Source organism: Mucilaginibacter sp., from assembly GCF_028288205.1.
GTDB lineage: Bacteria > Bacteroidota > Bacteroidia > Sphingobacteriales > Sphingobacteriaceae > Mucilaginibacter.
In genome coordinates, this window is record NZ_JAQBOD010000031.1 from 102,632 (window position 1) to 123,792 (window position 21,161).

At 41.1% G+C, this 21,161-nt stretch carries 10 protein-coding genes; 7 read left to right on the forward strand and 3 right to left on the reverse strand.

The annotated features are described in order from the left end of the window. Positions 1-174: 174 nt before the first annotated feature. The 7 genes from JWR23_RS06650 (at position 175) to JWR23_RS06680 (ending at position 13,487) form a co-directional block, all read left to right on the forward strand. Positions 175-1,899, forward strand: coding sequence for a glycosyl hydrolase family 28-related protein (locus tag JWR23_RS06650; protein ID WP_299514532.1), 1,725 nt, complete (start codon positions 175-177; stop codon positions 1,897-1,899). A gap of 188 nt (positions 1,900-2,087) precedes the next feature. Continuing rightward, complete coding sequence (locus JWR23_RS06655) at positions 2,088-2,645, forward strand: sigma-70 family RNA polymerase sigma factor (protein WP_299514535.1); 558 nt, start codon at positions 2,088-2,090, stop codon at positions 2,643-2,645. Between the two features lie 128 nt (positions 2,646-2,773). Beyond that, positions 2,774-3,763: a FecR family protein gene (locus JWR23_RS06660; protein ID WP_299514538.1), complete on the forward strand. Its 990-nt coding sequence runs from the start codon at positions 2,774-2,776 to the stop codon at positions 3,761-3,763. A gap of 143 nt (positions 3,764-3,906) precedes the next feature. Beyond that, complete coding sequence (locus tag JWR23_RS06665) at positions 3,907-7,251, forward strand: SusC/RagA family TonB-linked outer membrane protein (protein ID WP_299514540.1); 3,345 nt, start codon at positions 3,907-3,909, stop codon at positions 7,249-7,251. A 26-nt stretch (positions 7,252-7,277) separates the two neighbouring features. Continuing rightward, positions 7,278-8,888 (forward strand): SusD/RagB family nutrient-binding outer membrane lipoprotein, encoded by a 1,611-nt coding sequence (locus JWR23_RS06670; RefSeq protein WP_299514543.1) that lies wholly within the window; start codon positions 7,278-7,280, stop codon positions 8,886-8,888. Between the two features lie 89 nt (positions 8,889-8,977). Continuing rightward, on the forward strand, positions 8,978-10,897 hold the full coding sequence (gene nagB / locus JWR23_RS06675) for a glucosamine-6-phosphate deaminase (protein ID WP_299514546.1): 1,920 nt from the start codon (positions 8,978-8,980) through the stop codon (positions 10,895-10,897). 4 nt (positions 10,898-10,901) lie between these two features. Next, positions 10,902-13,487, forward strand: a complete 2,586-nt coding sequence (locus tag JWR23_RS06680; RefSeq protein WP_299514547.1) for a family 20 glycosylhydrolase — start codon at positions 10,902-10,904, stop codon at positions 13,485-13,487. Positions 13,488-13,574: 87 nt separating this feature from the next. Here the strand turns inward: JWR23_RS06680 and JWR23_RS06685 are convergent, their stop codons facing one another. The 3 genes from JWR23_RS06685 to JWR23_RS06695 all read right to left on the reverse strand — a co-directional run bounded on the left by JWR23_RS06685 (position 13,575) and on the right by JWR23_RS06695 (position 21,006). Next, a complete protein-coding gene (locus JWR23_RS06685) occupies positions 13,575-14,021 on the reverse strand; it encodes a GNAT family N-acetyltransferase (protein ID WP_299514548.1) in 447 nt (148 codons plus the stop codon). A gap of 92 nt (positions 14,022-14,113) precedes the next feature. Then, positions 14,114-15,373 (reverse strand): hybrid sensor histidine kinase/response regulator, encoded by a 1,260-nt coding sequence (locus JWR23_RS06690; protein ID WP_299514549.1) that lies wholly within the window; start codon positions 15,371-15,373, stop codon positions 14,114-14,116. Further along, the gene (locus JWR23_RS06695; protein WP_299514550.1) at positions 15,358-21,006 is read right to left on the reverse strand and encodes a HAMP domain-containing protein; all 5,649 of its coding nucleotides are present in this window, start codon (positions 21,004-21,006) and stop codon (positions 15,358-15,360) included. Before JWR23_RS06695 ends, JWR23_RS06690 begins: the two co-directional genes overlap by 16 nt. Positions 21,007-21,161: the final 155 nt, after the last annotated feature.

Consider the following 21,161-nt stretch of genomic DNA (forward strand, 5'->3'; position numbering starts at 1 on the left):
CGCCTCCATTTATATTTTGATTTTGGAATTAGTAGTTACCTTATTTATCACTTTTCTTTGATAGATCGTTTAATGGCCAGGTTGAATCAAAAAATCTGATCAGTTATATGCGCATGTTTTTTCAGGTTTAATTACAGTGAAACGGTATATAACCCCGGCTTAAAAAATAAAATTATGAGTAACAGATTTAATTGCATCATCATTATTTTGGTTTTTAATACATTTATAAGCCTGGCACAGGAAAAGCGTGGCGCTACTATTCCCTGGACAACATACGAGGCAGAAGATATGAAAACAACCGGAACTATCATGGGCCCCAAATACGGCCCATACCAGGTTGAAACGGAATCGTCAGGACAAAAATGTGTAAAACTGGTCGCAAAAGGACAATTTGTTGAATTTACATCCAATACAAATGCTAACAGTATGGTGATACGTTTCAGTCTTCCTGACAGTAAGAATGGAAACGGTACAAATTCCACACTTTGCCTATACGCTAATGGAAAACTTATTAAGAATTGTAAAATCAGATCGAATTATGCTTGGCTATATGGAAAATATCCTTTTACAAATAGCCCGGATGCGGGGGTGCCCAGGCATTTTTATGACGAAGTCCGGATAAAGGATTTGAAAGTTCGCAAAGGCGACCTTATTAGCATAAAACGGGAAGATCAGGAAGGAGACGATGCTGGTTACAGCATAATTGATTTGGTTAATCTTGAAGATATTGCACCACCATTAAAGGCGCCCGTTAATTCCTTGTCAATTACTGACAAAGCCTTTATGGAAAATGGCCTTACAACGGACTATACGCAAGCTCTTAAAAACTGCATAGCTAAGGCTGTAGAAACCGGCAAGAGTGTCTGGATCCCTGCCGGAACGTTTAAAATTACTGGTGACATCGTTCTACCGGCAAATTTAACCATTCAGGGTGCGGGTATGTGGTACTCCACACTGGCTGGTGATGAAACACTTTATACCAATATGAACAGGCGGGTAAGATTAACAGGCGATGGCAGTAACATCCATTTGGCTGACTTTGCTATTGTTGGAAAACTGAATTATAGAAAAGACAATGAACCCAATGATGGTATTGTGGGATCTTATGGAACAAACTCCACTATTTCACGAATTTGGATCGAACATACGAAAGTAGGGATGTGGGTAGAAAATTCACAAAACTTAAAAATTACCGATTGCCGTATGCGGAATACAATGGCCGATGGTATAAATTTTTGTGTTGGTATGAGCCAATCTACTATAAAAAACTGCACCACACGTGGTACAGGAGATGATTGCTTTGCTATCTGGCCTGCTACATTTAAGGCACAAAATTTTTCACCGGGGCAAAACCTGATAATCAATTGTACAGCTCAGTTGCCATTTTTGGCCAATGGGGCAGCTATTTACGGGGGTGAAAGCAATAAAATAAGCAATTGTTTATTTGTTGATATTTCGCCGGGTTCAGCTGTTTTGATCAGCACTACCTTTCCAACCGAAAGTAAAGACAAAAGCATCAATAATAATTTCAGCGGTACTACGGTTGTTGAAAACTGCGATATAAAAACAAGTGGCGGCTTTGATCATGAATGGGACTGGCGTGCCGCTGTTGAGATATGTGTTGACAAGCGCAGCATTGCCGGTATTAACATGCGTAATTTAAATATTGATAACAGCCTGTCGAACGGATTAAGTGTAATTGCTAAAAACGGTGATGGGCAAATCGGTGTATTAACTAATACTACCCTGCAAAATATAAATATTTCAAACTATGGAATTGGTGTAAAAGGCAGATATGGCCTATACATCTCTAATGATGCCCATGGTAGCTTAAATGTTAAGCGATCAAATATTCGAGAAATTAATAATGTATCTGAGAGTTTCACGATAGTTCAATAAACAATGATTCCTAAGCTGCATATGAGCAGGCGGTTACCCGGCCGGCCCGTGGTCATTCGTATCGCAGCATAAAAAGGATAAGAACCTGCTTACTGACATTGTAAGAGTTGCTTTCTATACCAATAGTTTGCAGAGCGGTGATACGTGTTCGTTAATTTTATGTTATATTCGTTTAAAATTAACAACTTGTGAGCGCTTTTCATTTACTTGATGATGATCAACTGGCAGGGCAGCTGCGGGATGGAAATGAATTGGCTTTTACCGAGATTTATAACCGGTATTGGGATAAATTATATTACCTGGCTCACAAATTATTAAAAGATACAGCGGCGGCCGAGGAGATAGTTCAGGACGTATTTTTTATTTTGTGGAAAAAAAGAGAGACGCTGGCCATTAAATCTTTGGCGGCTTATTTAGCCGCTATGACCCGCTACGCGGTCTATCGTTTAATCTCCAAAGATAAAAAACTCAAAAAACAAGAAAATATAGCCGGTATGTCCGGTGTGGGGGCTACATCCGAGATGAATGTCGATAACAAAATATTACTGGAGATCATTACCGGATTATCGAATAAACTGCCCGAGAAATGCCGCCTGGTATTTCAATATAATAAATTACAGGACAGGTCGCTTGCTGATGTCGCTGAGCAATTAAATATGTCGCGGAAAACTGCGGAAGCGCATTTGACAAAAGCCTTAAAAATAATTAGAACCAGCCTGAGTAATTTCATGGCTCTGCTATTCTAAGTACCTCCCTATAATTTTGTCTTTTTCCTAAATCCATTCCTTTAATTTCAAAAAAAATCATTTAGTACCGAGGGTATTTTGCTCCGGCTTGACTCTATAATATAAAATAAGGGTTATAAAAGTCAGAAATGAGCACAAACCAATTAAAGCGCCTGGCGCAAAAATATTTTGCAGGTACCGCATCCGTAGCAGAAAAAGAAAGGCTTCATCAATGGTACGACGCTGCCGGCAAGGGCTGGGTGGAAATCGTTGATACCGGTTTACCCGAAACAGAGGAGCAGGTAAAGCAGCGTATATTTAAAAACCTGCAAAAACAGATACAGTTTGATAAAGAAGCACAGCCAAAAATAATAAAGCCAGATTATCCTCTAAGGCGCATTTTATTATGGCCGGCAGCTTCCGTAGCGGCAATTTTATTAATTAGTTTTTTTGTTTTACGGTTAGATAATAAGCAAACTTTGCCTGTTGAAAAACAAATTGTTAAGGCACCATCAAACAAAGTTATCCAAATCATACTTGCAGACGGATCAAAAGTTTGGCTGAACGCGGGTTCTATATTTAAATATCCCAAAGCTTTTACTGCCAAAGTGCGCGAGGTAGAATTGGTGGAGGGCCGTGCTTTTTTCGATATAAAGCATATTGATAATCATCCCTTTGTACTAAAAACCAATAATTTAAATGTAACGGTTATCGGCACCTCGTTTGATGTTCGGGCTTATAAACGCGAAGGGACAACCAAAGTCAGCGTGGTTACCGGTAAAGTGGGTATTACCATACCTGGCGAGCCCGCCAAACCAGCTATTATGCTGATAGCTAAAGAGGAAATTATTTTAAGTAAAGCTACTAAACATGTGGTTAAGGCAGTTACCAGGGAAGCGGTTGTAAACCTATGGTGTAAAAACGTGCTGGTGTTTGACCAGGAAGATTTGGGCAGTGTATTTAAAGCGATAGAAAAAAAGTATGATACCAAAATAACGGTAGCGGATAAGGACCTTTTAAAAGAGCGCATATCAATAACACTGGGCAACCAGCGCCTTGATACGATAATGGAAATATTAAGTTTTACTAAACACTTTAATTATAAAATGGCCAATGACAGTACAGTAGTTGTTAGATAAGGCATTTTCTTTCTTAGCAGCTAAGAAAGAAAAAACCGGGAACATAAAATGCCCCCGGAATAGATTAGCCGGCTGTAAACATGTTTGATACCCATAAACAGCATAGGCTCAGTTTAATATTTAAATTTTAAACCATTACAAATATGAAGAATTTTTACGGCAAATTATTGCCTATACTTCGAAAATGCATGCGCATTACTACAATTATTATTGGAATTCAAGTATGTTGTACCGCAATGTTGGCAGCAAAGGGCACACGTGCCCAGGAAATGAACTTGAATGTTGAAAATGCAAGTGTTAAACAGGTGTTTAAACGTATTGAGCAACAGGCGAATGTAACGTTCGTTTATGATGCCCAGGTAATTAATAAATTACCTGCACTCACCCTGCATATTACCAAACAACCCCTTTCCGAAGTTTTAACCGAGCTGCAGGAAAAAACCCGTTTACAATTTAAGCTGGTTGGTAACTTTATAGGTGTCGCGCAAAGCTTAGGGAGTATGCCTGTACTTAGTTTAGCAAACCCTGAAGTAAAAGCCACCATTAAAATAAGTGGTGCTGTGCGTGATGCAAGCGGGCAGCCGATTATTGGGGTAACTGTTTTATTAAAAGGCACACAAATGGGTACGCTAACTAATGTAAACGGGCAGTTTACCATAGATGCTAACATTGGTGATGTCCTGGCATTTAGTTATGTTGGCTATATAACAAAGGAAGTTACCATTACCTCACCGGCTCCAATGAGCATATTACTGGATGAGGATTCTAAACAACTTAGCGAAGTTGTGGTGACCGCCTTAGGTATTAAAAAAGAAAGAAAAGCATTAGGCTATTCTATCACAGAACTTAAAGGCGATGAGCTTACCCAGGCACGGGAGCCAAACCTGATGAACTCTTTAGAAGGCAAAGTCGCCGGATTGAATGTCAGCGGTACAGCCGGTGGTCCGGGGTCATCATCAAACGTTATTATTCGTGGTGTGTCAAGTTTAACCCAAACATCGCAGCCATTATATGTAATTAATGGCGTGCCTATGGAAAATAATCCAAACAGTGCTATGGGTACACAATATGATAACCAGCCCGATTTAGGTGATGCCATTGGTAATCTTAACCCGGACGATATTGAAACCATATCCGTATTAAAAGGAGCTGCAGCCTCTGCATTGTATGGTTATCGCGGTAAAGCAGGTGTGATTTTGATCACCACTAAAAGCGGTAAAGGCAACAGCGTTGAGTTTAACTCCAACTACGTTGCCGAGTCTGTTATTAATTCAACCAACTGGCAATATGTGTATGGCCAGGGTGCGAATAATATTAAACCCGCCGATGTTACTACAGCGTTTCAATCGGGCCAGTCAAGCTGGGGCGGAAGGTTAGATGGAACTAATGTTATACAATTTGACGGCGTTTCACGGCCATACATTGCACAACGAAATAATATAAAGAATTTTTACCGCACCGGCGGAACGGCAACAAACACCATTGCCTTAAACAGGAGTTTTGACGGCGGATCGATTCGTTTTTCGGCCAGTGATCTGACCAACAGGGCCATTACGCCTAATTCCGGCTTAAACCGGCAAACATTCAACTTAACGGCTAACTATAATATTACTAAGCAATTAACGGTTGATGTGCGTAATAATTATATACTCGAACAAGCGCATAACAGGCCGTTTTTAAGTGACGGGGCGGGTAACTCTAATTATAACGTTACCTTATTGCCAACCAGCGTTGATGTGAATGTTTTGAAAAAAACAATTAATGCAGATGGCAGTGAGTATAGTTATTCCGGCAATACTTTTGCAACAAACCCATGGTTTGCTGCAAATAACTTCATTAATAATACTAATCGCGAAAGATTAATATCATCAGCTACTTTACGTTATAGTTTTGATAGTGGTTATTTTATACAGGCACGCGCCGGCAGAGATGCTTATAATGACCGCTATACCGCTGTTGTACCTACCGGTACTGCGTATCGCCCATTGGGCACGCTTGGGGAAACCACCACTAATTTTTCTGATCTGAATACCGATGTGTTACTTGGAAAAACATTCAAAATACAGGATTTTACGTTAACTCCTAATATCGGCGGAAGCTACCGGCGTACAAAATCTGAGTCGTTTTTTATGGGCGGTAATAACTTTATTGTTCCCGGCGTTTACGTTATATCAAATATAGGCCAGGTAAATCCTACCGCTTATACCCCTTCTGATCTGGAAGTACTATCTTTATATGGCACCCTGGAGCTTGCTTATAAAAACTACTTATACTTAACCGCATCGGCACGGAATGACTGGTATTCCACGCTGGCAAGTCCTGGAGTAAGTAATCCTTTAAATAAATTTTACCCATCAGTAAATGGATCATTTGTATTCACGGAATTTGTACATAACGATTGGTTAAGCTTTGGTAAACTGCGTGCAGGCTTCGCACAAGTGGGGCAAGCTACTAATCCTTATCAGACCCAGCTGGGTTATAACTTTAACTCAGCATTAAACGGCAGCCCGCTTGGTGTAATTGCCAATGTAAATGTTCCCAACAGCAGTTTGGTAGCCTCGTTGGCGACAGAGCTTGAAATTGGTACCGAACTACGTTTCTTTAATGATCGTTTAAGTTTAGATGTTACCTGGTATAACAAAAATTCAAAAGATGAGATTGTTGCTGCCCCGGCATCAATTACTTCAGGTTATGGAGGTGCTATACTAAACATTGGTAAATTACAAAACAGGGGTATTGAGGTGTTAATATCCGGCAGGCCGCTTAAATCAACCAGCATCTATTGGACAACCTCACTTAACGGATCCATCAATAATAACAAGGTTATTGCTTTAGCAGCCGGCCAAACTTCATTGCCGGGTGCTACCTCACGTACAGGCAACGGTTTTACGCAGGATATTGTGGGCCTGCCGGTGAATCAGGTTATGGCCTTTGATTACAAGCGCGATGCCGGCGGCAACATTCTTAAGGATGCAAATAACGTACCGGTACAGGGTGACCTGAGAGCTTATGGCTCTGCCTATGCTAAATGGGTTGCGGGCTGGAGCAACGAATTCTCCTATAAGAAATTCACCCTGTCATTCCTGATCGACGGTAAGTTTGGCGGAAAATTATTCTCTGCAACAGATTACTATGGTTATTTCTTAGGTCTGCACCAGGCTACATTGGTTAACCGTGATGCACTGGGGACACAGGCAGCTACTTATTATCAAACACTTGCAAATAATGTATCCGGCTTATTTGTTCAGGATGCCACCTTTATTAAACTGCGCCAGGCAACACTTGGGTATAGCTTACCAGCAAATTTGTTCCATGGCGCTGTTAAATCAGCATCAATAAGCCTGGTAGCACGTAATTTATTTTACCTGCTAAAAAGAACGGATAACATTGATCCGGAATCTGATTACAGTTATAACGCGCAAGGCCTTGAACTGGGTGGTGTACCTGCAACCAGGACCTATGGTTTGAACCTTAATGTTAAATTCTAATATTAACCACTACTAATCTTATTAAGATGAAAAAGATATTTAAATACGCTTTATTAGCTTTGGCGGGCATAATTTTTTCAACGGGCTGCAGAAAGGATTTTGAAAAAATTAATACGAACCCGGCCACCTATAATCAGTCTACTTTTGATCCTAATTATTTGCTAACCAGTGCCCAGTTGGGTTATTCAGGCAGTACAGATTTTAGTTATGATACCTGGAGGGCAAATTTAATTTATTGCTCCACCATGATCCAGGGATTATCGACTGTTATTGGTTACTGGGCCGGCGATAAATATATACTCAACTCTGGTTATACTGCAGCTTACTGGGGGTTCTCTGGCACTACACCAACAGGGGGCGACGGCGCTTATGCTGAACAGGTAAGGCCAATAGTTGATGTTGTACAATCAACAACAGGTAAGGCACAATATAAAAATCTGCACAATATGGCCCGGATAATGAAGGCGCTTATTTTTGAACGTATTACAGACCTATATGGCGATGTGCCATACACACAAGCTGGTGTAGGTTATTATAATAAAACCTATTTCCCGGTGTATGATAAGCAACAGGCTATTTATACTGACCTGTTAAAGGAGATAGCAGATGCTACCGCGCAACTGGATCCTGCTGCTGATAAACCAACAGGTGATAAATACTATAATGGCGACATTATCAAATGGAAAAAATTTGGTAATACTCTATTGTTACGTGTAGCTATGCGTTTAAGCAAAGTTGATCCGGCTACGGCTAAAACTTATGTAGCAAAAGCAATTGGCAATACCATGACCAGTAATGCAGATGATGCCTTCTTACTGGGTGATGCAACAGGCGGCAGAACTACAGTTAACCGTAACAGCCAGATACTTTTAGGCGATGGCGGCCAGGAAAACTATTATACCAGGTGGTCAAAAACTTTTATTGATTATTTAAAGACCAATAATGATCCGCGTTTATCAAAAGTGGCCGTAACTAATCTATATGTAACCGATGTTACTAAAGATCAAAATCCTGCCGCTAACTCAAACGCTGCAATACAAAAAGGCATGCCTAATGGTAAAGACCTAAGCGGTATAGCCGCCCAGGATGTGCGCCAGGACCCAAGCTACACGGCATTTACAGATTACTCCTCACCAAGCCCCGCTTTAATAAAAAGAAACGGTCCAACTTTCGTACTTACTTATGCCGAGTCTGAATTGTTGCTGGCCGATGCTGCAGAACGTTTTGGTATAGCCGGCAGCGCTGCAACCCATTATCATGATGGCGTAGTAGCAGCGATGACTTATTTAAGCGAATATGATCCCGCCGCAGCAGTTACTGCGGCAAGCGCTGAAGCTTATGTAACCGCTCACCCTTATGTACCGGCTACAGGTTTACAAATGATAAATACCCAGTACTGGGCGCTTACCAATACGATGCTTGATTTTTATGAATCATGGTCAAACTGGAGAAGATCGGGTTTTCCTGTTTTAACTCCTGTAAATTATCCGGGTAATAATACCAGTGGTACTATCCCGCGCCGGTTCCCTTATCCGCTAACCGAGGCCGGAAATAACACCGCCAACTATAATGCAGCGCATAATGCTGTAGTCGGGGGCGATCTTTTGACATCCCGTGTTTGGTGGGATGCCCAATAGTTGATTGATCGATTGGATCCCTGCCGTTTGGCAGGGATTTTTTTAACTCCGTTATTTTACCATTAAACTTTTAATTGCCTTATATTACTATGGCCAAACTAAATCTATTAGAAGAAACCCGTTACGAAAAACTAACCGTAACGGTATATCCTGATCAGCATACAGCATCTATACAAGTAGCTAAACGTATAGCCAAAATCATCATCAATAAACAAGAAAATAGTGAGCCTGCTGTACTTGGTCTTGCTACCGGGGTAACCCCTGTTGGTGTTTATGCGGAGTTAGTGCGTATGCATCGCGAAGAAGGTTTAAGCTTTAAAAATGTGATCACCTTTAACCTGGACGAGTATTACCCCATGAAGCCGACAGCCGTGCAAAGCTATGTGACCTTTATGAACGAGAATTTGTTTAACCATATAGATATTGATAAGGATAATATTCATATTCCGGATGGAACTTTACCACAAAACGAAATAGCCCAATTTTGCCTGGCGTATGAGCAGAAAATTACTGCCCTGGATGGTATTGATATCCAAATTTTGGGTATTGGCCGTACCGGGCATATCGGCTTTAATGAGCCGGGCTCTGCCCCCAATTCAGGCACGCGCCTGGTTACTTTGGATGACCTTACCCGAAGCGACGCTTCACGGGATTTTGGCGGTAAAGAGAACGTGCCCGATAAAGCGATCACTATGGGTATTGGCACCATATTTAAAGCCCGCGAGATTATTTTGATGGCATGGAGCCAAAAGAAAGCTGATATTATTAAAAAGGCAGTTGAAGGCGAGATATCCGGCATGGTGCCGGCTACTTATCTGCAGCTATCAGACCATGTAGAGATTGTTTTAGATGAGGGCGCGGCAGCTGCACTTACCCGTTTTGATACCCCCTGGCTGGTTAAAGATTGTGAGTGGATAAACAGGCTTAAAAAGAAAGCAATTATTTGGCTGGCTGATACGCTTGGTAAACCCATACTAAAGCTTACCGAAGAGGATTATAACAATCATGGCATGGCGCAGCTGGCCGTACAGCAGGGCCCCGTTTATAATATTAATATTGATATTTTTAACCGGGTGCAGCATACCATTACCGGCTGGCCCGGCGGCAAGCCGGATGCCGATGATTCGCAACGTCCGGAAAGGGCTGAGCCTCCGGTTAAAAAAGTGATCATATTTTCGCCGCACCCGGATGATGATGTTATATCAATGGGCGGCACATTTATCCGTTTGGTTGACCAGGGGCATGAGGTGCATGTAGCCTATCAAACCTCGGGAAACACAGCGGTTTGGGATGACGATGTACTGCGTTATATGGAGTTTGCCATCGATTTTAATAAAAGTATAGGGGATGATCATAATAAGCTGACGGGTATTTATAACGATATGCGTCAATTCTTTGCAGGTAAGTTACCAAACGAAATTGACACTGTCGAAATACGTGAGGTTAAAGGATTTATTCGCAAAAGCGAAGCTATATCCGCAGCGCGTTATGCAGGCTTACCGGATGATCATATTCATTTTATGGCGCTGCCTTTTTATGAAACCGGCAAAACCAGGAAAGATACAGCAGGTGAGGAAGATATAAAATTAACGATAGAACTGTTACAGCAGGTAAAACCGCATCAAATATTTGCAGCCGGCGATTTTGCCGACCCGCACGGAACACATGTGGCATGTTTTCACATTCTGCTTGCTGCATTGAACCGTTTAAAAGAAACCGAAGATTGGGTTAGGGATTGCTGGCTATGGCTGTATAGAGGCGCGTGGCATGAATTTGCTACCTATGAAATTGAGATGGCCGTGCCTCTATCTCCGCAGCAAGTAATCAGCAAGCGCAATGCTATTTTCAAGCACCAGTCGCAAAAAGACAGGCCGGTCTTCCCCGGCGAGGATGCCCGTGAGTTTTGGGTCAGGGCAGGGGACCGGAACCGGGAAACAGCGCATTGTTATGATCAGCTGGGCCTGGCCGAGTATGAGGCGATGGAGGCCTTTGTACGTTATGAATTTTAAGCTAATGATTATAGCAGTATGGCCGCATCGCCTGGTGGGGGCCGGTTGTGCGGGCCGTATCTGCTTTTTAATTTTACTGACTACGCTGTTAACGGTTAACGTGTTTGCCCAACCGGGAACCGTGGATCTGCGTTTAAAATGGGGGGTAATTGAAAATAATTATGGGAATAAGCCACAATCTCTTTCAGAACTGACCCTGATTACGCGCCATCAATTTACATTACCGGCAAAAGGCTGGAAATTGTATTTCAATTTTGGAGCGCAGGTTGTTCCTCATTCTTCAACTGGCAATGTTAGTATTACTCCTGTCAACGGCGATCTTTTTTACCTCTCGCCTACAGCGGATTTTAAAGGAATCAATAAAAATGATTCACTAAAGATTCAGTTCGTGGCATCCGACTGGCTAATTAATAAAACAGATGCCCCACGAGGGTTTTATTTGATATGGGACAATGCCCCGACCAGGTATTATGTTGTAAAGCCTGTTATTTTAAAACCATCTACCGGGGCAGGACAATTTTCACGTTCGCCTTTAGATAAAATTGAAGTAAGCACACCCCAATTGGTATTTGAACAAAACAAAACTATCCCCCATATACCCGCCGATAGTTTGGTAAAAATATTCCCGACACCTCAAACATATCAGCTAACTGCTGTTAAATTCAAGTTGGACAGAGGCGTTAAGGTGATTGCCGATGCCTGGTTTAAAGCAGAAGCCTTGTATTTGAAAAAGGAGCTTGCCCGGCTATTGTTACCTGCGGTTACCCCATCAAAAAATACCATAAACCTGGTAAAAAAACAAATGCCGGAAGAGGCTTATGAGTTGGTAATAACTAATAACCGCATAACTATTGCAGCCTCATCAGGTGCGGGTATTTTTTATGGGTTGCAATCACTTAAAACATTGATATCGCCGTTAGCCTACCGCAGCGCCCAAAAAGCAATCCGTATACAGGGGGTGAAAGTTGCTGATCAACCGCGTTTTGGTTACAGGGCCGTTATGATAGATGTGGCGCGCAACTTTCAGTCTAAAAAACAACTATTAAAACTGCTTGACCTGATGGGCTTGTATAAATTGAACGTGCTCCACTTTCACCTTACGGATGACGAAGGCTGGAGGTTGGAAATACCCGCCCTGCCGGAGCTGACAGCCATTGGAGCTAAAAGAGGCCATACACTTGATAATAGCCAAAATTTGCAGCCATCATTCGGATCCGGTCCTTTCACCAATAACCGTTCAGGTAGCGGGTATTACACCAGAGCCGATTTTATTGAGCTGTTGAAATACGCTACCGAAAGACATATAAAAATCATTCCTGAAATTGAAAGCCCGGGACATGCACGTGCTGCTATAAAGGCAATGGATGCGCGATATGATCGCTATGTCAGGCAGGGTAAAATGGAGCAGGCAAACCAATACTTACTGCATGACAGAAACGATAGCTCGAAATATATTTCTGTACAGTACTGGAACGATAATGTAATTGATGTTTCCTTACCATCAACATATGATTTTATGGAAATAGTTACCAGGGAGATAAAGGAAATGTATGCAGCGGCTGGAGCCCCGCTCCAAACCATACATTTCGGCGGTGACGAAGTACCCGCCGGTGCCTGGGAAAGATCGCCGGCTTTTTTCAGGTTAAGGAAAGCAGATACAACAATAAAACGTACGGATGACTTATGGCCCTATTATTACCGCAAAATAGTTCAGATGTTAAACGCAAATAGCTTATATCTCACCGCGTGGGAAGAAGCAGGCTCACGCAAAGTTGTGCAAAACGGCAAAATAGCAAGTGTTATTGATACTGAGCTGACGGATAAAAACATACATCTGGAAGTGTGGAACAATGTATTGGGCTGGGGTACAGAGGACCTGGCTTATAAATTAGCCAACCGGGGTTACAAAGTTATATTATCATGCGTTACCAACCTTTATTTTGACCTCGCCTATGTTAAAGCTTTCGATGAACCCGGTTATTATTGGGGAGGGTATGCGGATGTAGCTAACTCATTTCGCTTTATACCTTATGATTATTTTAAAAATTCGGCAAAGGACAGGATGGGTAATACAGTAAACCCATCGGTTTTTTTAAATAAAGAAAAATTAACCGCTGCAGGAAAAAATAACATTATCGGTTTGCAAGGGGCCCTGTGGAGTGAGAATTTACAAAGTGCCGCAAAAATGGAATATATGTTATTGCCCAAATTATTGGGATTAGCCGAACGGGCCTGGGCCAGGGATCCTGACTGGGCGACAGTAGCGGATACGATTAAAAGCAGCGTCTTATATGATGATAGTTGGGCGAGATTTGTAAATATATTAGGCCAGCGTGAGCTTCCCCGCTTAACCTATTATGCGGGCGGGTTTAACTATCGCATACCAAGTGCCGGCGTAAGTAAGGCCAACGGCTGGATTATTGCAAACTCCGGACTGCCCGGTTTTGAAATTCATTATACTACCGACGGTAAAATACCAACCCTAAAAAGCGCGGTTTTTAAAGATTCTGTCAAAACCGGGCGGTTAAAAATAGGTTTATTTAATCCTGCGGGACGGTCTGGGAAAATAGTAACTGTTGAAAATAAATAGGAGTTATACAGACGTGGCGATTGGCACGCTTTCGCCGCAAGGCCACTTATTTGCAGACTTGCCAGGAAATCCCGGCTGCCCGGACGGTCAGTCCGGCTGAACGTTTTTAAATAAAAGCACAAAAGGTTGTGCGTGTATAAAATCATTATTTTCATAAAACTTCATTGAAGGCATAAATTTATGGGTCATTAATGTTATGGTTTTTAAATCATTATCAAGGGCATATTTTTCTGCATGGTTTATTAAATTATTTCCAAACCCTTTTTTTTGCGCTTTAGGCGCAATAAATAATTCGTCAATATAAAGTTGTTTGTTTGTCCACCATGTTTTCGAATGAGCCAATATTGCGCCTGCAATCTCTTCATTATCGTATAAAACAAATCCTGCAAAATCAGCAGAGGATAAATACTCACTCAAATATTTAATAGCACCTTCTAAATTCCATTGGTAGTTCCAGGGGGGGCTGTTATAAGTGTCAATAAAAATTTCGGCACAAGCTTCTAAATGCGTTTTTGTTAATGCTTGAATATTCATAAAATTTACGTAATAGGGTGGTTGGTAAAAGAAAATATGCTAAGTTAAAACTTGAATTAATGGTTTAATTAAAAGAAGAGGAAATGTTAGCTTCATGCCTCATGAATTACAGGAATAGTAAACCTAAAGGTTGTCCCCAAACCAACATTACTTTCCACATCAATTTTACCGCCGTGTTGAACCACAAAGTCATTTACTAATAACAGGCCAAGCCCACTGCCCGGTTCATTATTTGTTCCAAATACAGAATTGTTATTAACCTGTTTAAACAGTGTTTCGCGTATTTCATTGCTCATCCCTATACCAGAATCTTTAACAAATATTGTGGCCATATGTTCGTCAAACCCGGCATCAATTATAACTTCGCCCCCATGTGGGGTATATTTTATGGCATTGGTAACCAGGTTTTGAATTATTGACCTTAACATTAATGAATCAACATTGACATAAATGTTCTCCTGTATTTTGTTTTGAAGTTTAATTTCCTTTTGGATTGCATTTACCTTTAATAATTCCAGTGATTCTTCAACCCCATCAATTAAATGGACCTTTTCAGGATTAAAGCTTGTTTTTTGACTTTGTTTTTTAGCCCAGTCAATTATTTCGTTAAGTTGATCAAGCAGTTTATTAGACGTTCGGTGGATAATATTCGAAAGTTGCTTAATTTGATTAGGGCTAAGTTTTTCAGGATCTTCATTCAATTTTCCAGATGAAGCGAGTAACGCGGTAAGCGGGTTACGCAGATCATGAGAGACTACTGAAAGAAATTTGTCTTTTGATAAATTAAGTGCCTTTAATTCACTATTAAGACTTTGCAGTGCCAAAGTACGTTCTAAAACCCTTTCTTCCAGATCACGATTTAGCTCGGTCAGGTCTCTGTTAATAATTTGCAGTTTTTCTTCCTGCTTTCTTAAAAGCCTGTTCTTTTTATGCAATTCGGCAAAGACTGCCACTTTAGAGCGTAATATCTCGGGGTTAAATGGTTTACGAATAAAATCAACAGCACCGGCTTTATATCCTTTAAACATAGCAGCCTCTTCATAATCATGAGCGGTGATAAAAATGATAGGGATATGTTTTAGTTTATCCCGCTGATAAATTAATTCAGCGGTTTCATAGCCATCCATTGTAGGCATTTTTACATCAAGCAAAATCAATGAAAAATCTTCTTCTTTTAAAAGAATCCTTAAGGCTTCGCGCCCTGAGGTAGCTCTGAAAAAAACATATTCGTCCCTTTCCAATGCAACCTCCATTGATAATAAATTATTATCATTATCATCAACTAAAAGTATCCTGATGGTTACATCCAAGGTCGATCTTCTTTTAACATTGTTATTTATTTGATCAGCCATACCCTCATTAATGATAATAATTGGTCTGTTTTAACCGGTTTAGTAATATAATCAGATGCGCCTGATGCGATACATTTTTGCCTGTCGCCAATCATAGCCTTAGCAGTTACAGCAATAATTGGCAATGTTTTATTACGTGGTTCTTTGCGTATAATTTGTATGGTTTCGTAGCCATCCATTTCAGGCATCATGATATCCATTAATACAATATCTATCTTTTTATCATTGTTCAATATTTCCAAGGCTTCTCTTCCGCTTTCTGCGGTAATTACTTCAATATTAGAACGTTCAAAAACTGCTGTAAGGGCAAAGAGGTTACGTACGTCATCATCAACAACCAATGCCTTTTTTCCGTCAAGTACATCAGTTTTATTATGTATCCCGTCAATTAACTTTAGTTTGCTTTCATTAATGTATTTTTTATCTATGTGTAATAAAATTAATATTTCTTCAAGCAGATATATGTGAGATGTTGGTGTTTTACTAATAATTTTATGGTTAAGCCGTTTTAATTGTAATAACTCATCTTGCGTAAAGTCACGTGCCGAGTGCAAAATAATTGTGGTTTGCTGCTGTTTTACCAAATTAATTTTGTTTAACAAATCAAGCCCATTAGCATCAGGTAAGGTAAAATCAACTATAATACAATCAAAGATCTCTTTTTTCAAAACTGAAAGGCCTTTTTTAGCAGTAGTTGCTGCAAAAACCTCTATATTATCATTTGATATAAGTTCTGAAAGCCTTTGTAATTCATTTTCATTATCTTCAATAATCAGCACACGTTTTTTAGATTGTTTATGGAAGCTTACTATCCCGCTGATCAGGTCATCGAGTGACGTATTAGATAAAGGTTTTAAGCTAAAGGTTTTGGCGCCAAATTTTAGGGCCATGATCTTATTATCCTCCCCGGATATTACATGCACAGGTATATGGCGCAGATTAATATCGGTTTTTAACAATTTAAGAATTTTCCATCCGTTTGATTCAGGCATATTAACATCCAGTGTAATTGCAACCGGATTATATTTTAATATACTGTCAAAAATCTCCAGGTAACTAACGGCAACAACTACCTTCAGGTTAAAATTATGGGCTTTGTCTATTAATATTTTAGTAAAGCGCAGGTCATCTTCAATAACCAACAGTACCTGCTCTTCTGCTAAAATGTTATGTCTGTCGTCATCTATTACCAACTCTGCTGTATCCATCAAATTGGTACGTAAATGTGAAACAGGATAGTTTTCTTTCACTTTAACAGAGGTAACCTTATCTTCCTTATACTTTAAAGGCAGGAATAAAGTAAATACACTGCCTTTACCTAATTCGCTTCCTACGGTAATTGTTCCACCCAATAATTCGGCAAAACCCTTGCTAATAGAAAGCCCCAGGCCTGTGCCGCCATATTTACGACTCGTTGAACCTTCTGCCTGTTGGAAAGCTTCGAATATTATGCCCTGTGTATTTTTGGAAATACCAATGCCAGAATCTTCAATAGAAAATGCGATAACTGAATCCAATTCTGATAAAGGATTTTCATCAGTTGCCCCTGGTCTGTAAATATTTAATTTAACACCACCTTTCTCGGTAAATTTAAAAGCGTTTGATAGCAGGTTTTTAAGAATTTGATTTAGACGCTGCATATCGGTATCCATCAATTCTGGCAATCCTTCCTGTAATTCGATCTCAAATTTTAAGTTTTTAGCTTCTGATATCGGTTTAAAGGTTGATTCGGTAAATGAGATAATCTCCTTAAAGCTAACCGGCATTACATCCGCGGCGATAACACCAGACTCGATCTTAGAAAGGTCAAGGATATCATTAATCAATTGGATCAGGTCATCGCCACAAGAGTGTATAGTTTTTGCAAACATTCTTTGTTTCTCGGTGAGGTTGCCCTCCGGATTTTCAAAAAGTTGTTGGGCAAGTATTAGCAAGCTATTAAGTGGTGTGCGCAACTCGTGCGACATATTAGCCAGGAACTCTGATTTGTATTTAGATGTAAGGGTTAGCTGTTCTGCTTTTTCTTCTAATGACCGGCCTTTATCATGCAGTTCATCATTGGCGCGCCTTAACTCTTCTTGTTGCGCTGATAACTCGCCGGCTAATGATTGTGATTGAGATAACAATTCTTCTGTACGGGTATTAGTTTCAATATTATTTAATACAATACCAATGCTTTCTGTCAGCTGATCCAAAAAGTCAATATGTGTATCACTAAAGTTTTCAAATGACGCGAGCTCAATAACCGCTTTTACATTGTTTTCAAATAGCACAGGTAAAATTACCAGGTCAATTGGGGCGGCATTTCCAATACCTGAACTGATCTGCAAGTATTCATTAGGCACATTTGCCAATCTTATACGCTCTTTATCCATAGCGCACTGGCCAACCAACCCTTCGCTAAGCGAGAATTCCTGATCAATAAGTTTTCGGCTTTTTTGTGCATAACCTGCAAACAATCTAAGTTTAGGTTCATCTCCGGATTCCGGTTGTTCTAAAATATAGAATGCCCCATAACGTGCGTTCACCAACTCCGCCAATTCTGACAGTACTTTATTGGCAACCGCGTTACGGTCACGTTGTCCCTGTAGCATCTGGGCAAATTTTGCAAGGTTGGATTTTAGCCAATCTTGTTCATGGTTACGTAACGTAGTGCCTTTAAGGTTGGCAATCATTTGGTTAATGGTATCCTTCAAAGCTTCCAGCTCACCTTTTGCTTCCACGCGTATGGTACGGGTTAAGTCACCCTTTGTTACCGCAGATGCAACTTCGGATATGGAACGCACCTGAACCGTTAAGTTTTGTGCTAACTGATTAACGTTTTCAGTTAAATCCTTCCAGGTTCCGGATGCGCCCGGCACACTTGCCTGGCCACCTAAACGTCCTTGTACACCCACCTCACGTGCCACTGTAGTTACCTCATCAGCAAATACCGCGAGTGTATCAATCATCTCGTTAATCGTATCCGTTAATTGTGCCACCTCACCTAACGCGTTAATGGATAAGCGCTGTTTCAAATTTCCTTTTGCAATACCGGTAGCCACTTTGGCAATACCACGTATTTGCCCGGTCAGATTTGATGCCATCTGGTTCACCGAATCCGTTAAATCTTTCCAGGTACCACCTACACCTTTTACGTGCGCTTGTCCGCCAAGCTTACCTTCTGTACCCACCTCACGTGCCACACGCGTTACTTCGGACGCAAACGAGTTTAGCTGATCCACCATTGTATTAATGGTATTCTTCAGGTCCATGATCTCACCCTTTACGTCGATAATTACTGTTTTGGAAAGGTCACCACTTGCTACCGCTTTGGTTACTTCGGCAATATTACGTACCTGGGATGTTAAGTTACTCGACATTTGATTTACCGAATCTGTTAAATCTTTCCAGGTACCCGCCACACCCGGTACAAATGCCTGGCCCCCCAGGTTACCATCCGTACCCACCTCACGCGCAACACGTGTTACTTCTGATGCAAAGCCACGCAGCTGGTCAACCATCGTATTAATAGTTTCTTTTAACTGGAGGATCTCTCCACGCACGTCTACAGTAATTTTTTTGGATAAGTCACCATTTGCTATCGCGATAGATACATCTGCAATATTTCTTAGTTGGGCAGTAAGGTTACCGGCCATTTTATTTACAGAATCTGTTAAATCCTTCCAGGTACCATCAACGCCGGGTACATTGGCCTGCCCGCCTAACTGCCCTTCTGAACCTACTTCACGTGCTACACGGGTTACTTCTGATGCAAAACCACGCAACTGATCAACCATGGTATTAATGGTGTCTTTCAATTCAAGCAACTCGCCTTTAGCATTTACGGTGATCTTTCGCGAAAGGTCACCCTTTGCTACCGCTGTAGTTACCTCGGCAATGTTACGTACCTGCGAGGTTAAGTTATCAGCCATTTTATTTACCGAGTCTGTTAAATCCTTCCAGGTACCACCTACACCGGGTACATTTGCCTGGCCACCTAATTGCCCCTCTGAACCTACCTCACGGGCCACACGGGTTACTTCCGATCCGAATGAGTTAAGCTGATCTACCATTGTATTGATCGTGATCTTTAACTCAAGCATTTCTCCCTGTACGTCAACCGTTATTTTCTTAGATAAGTCTCCTTTAGCTACCGCTGTAGTTACCTCGGCAATGTTACGCACCTGGCCGGTTAGGTTACCCGCCATTTGGTTTACAGAATCTGTTAAATCTTTCCAGGTACCGCCTACTCCCGGTACGTTGGCCTGCCCGCCTAATTGACCTTCAGAACCTACCTCACGTGCAACCCGTGTTACTTCGAAAGAGAAGGAGTTCAGCTGATCTACCATCGTATTGATCGTATTCTTTAACTCCAAAAGCTCGCCTTTGGCATCCACCGTAATTTTTCGGGATAAATCTCCTTTAGCCACCGCTGTTGTAACCCATGCAATATTACGCACCTGGTCGGTAAGGTTACTTCCCATTTGGTTTACAGAATCTGTAAGGTCCTTCCAAACACCGCCAACACCTTTTACTCTTGCTTGCCCGCCCAGTTTACCTTCTGTACCCACCTCGAGCGCCACACGCGTTACTTCGGATGCGAACGAGTTGAGCTGATCCACCATGGTATTAATAGTTTTCTTAAGCTCCAGCATTTCTCCTTTTACGTCCACCGTAATCTTTTTAGAAAGGTCACCATTAGCCACCGCCGTGGTTACCCCTGCTATATTACGTACCTGTGAAGTTAAGTTACCCGCCATACGGTTTACAGAATCTGTTAAGTCTTTCCAGGTTCCCGCTACTCCCGGCACTTTGGCCTGCCCTCCCAGCTTACCCTCGGTACCTACTTCAAGTGCCACACGCGTTACTTCGGATGAGAATGAGTTGAGCTGATCCACCATGGTATTGATCGTATTTTTCAACTCAAGGATTTCGCCTTTGGCCTCAACCGTAATTTTTCTTGAAAGATCACCTTTTGCTACCGCTGTTGTTACTGCTGCCACATTTCGTACCTGGGCGGTAAGGTTACCTGCCATTTGGTTTACAGAGTCGGTAAGCTCGGCCCAAACACCGGCTACACCTTTAATTTTTGCTTGTTCACCTAATTTGCCTTCTGAACCTACTTGCCTTGCAACCCGGGTTACTTCCATAGAAAATAACTGAAGCTTGGAAAGCATCTGGTTAGACTCTTTTGCAATCCGCAAGAATTCACCCTTTAAAGGATGTCCACTTATTTCTAAAGGTATATGTTTTGATAGGTCTCCATTTGCTACTGAATTGATCATCCCTGCAATTTCAAGGGTAGGAGAGGTAAGGTCCGAAATCAGGTTATTCAACGAAATTACACCGCCGGCCCATTCGCCTTTGGCATCAGGCAATTTAATTCTTTTAGATAAATTCCCCTTTTTTCCAATGGTTATTTCAGCTGACGAAATTTCGGCTATCAAACGCTCATTCATTTCAATTATATCATTCAGCACCTCGCATATCCGGCCATTTATGCCAGCCTGCGTAACGGGCATCCTAACACTAAGCTTTCCGTTTTTAACGGAAGAAAGCACTTTTAGTAATTCTTTTACATCAAGTGAGTCATTCGCAACGCCATTAACAGGCGAATTGTTAAAGGGGATATCAAGAAAATTCTGTTCCATAAGGTTAGATATTTTATATCGTAAAATAAGTTAGTAACATTTGATAAACAACTTTTTAACGTTTAAACAATGCCAAATGTTATTTAAATAATGTCAAATGTTAAGTATAAAATGTAAATGTGTTTACCATTAAACACATAAAATGAACTACTGAT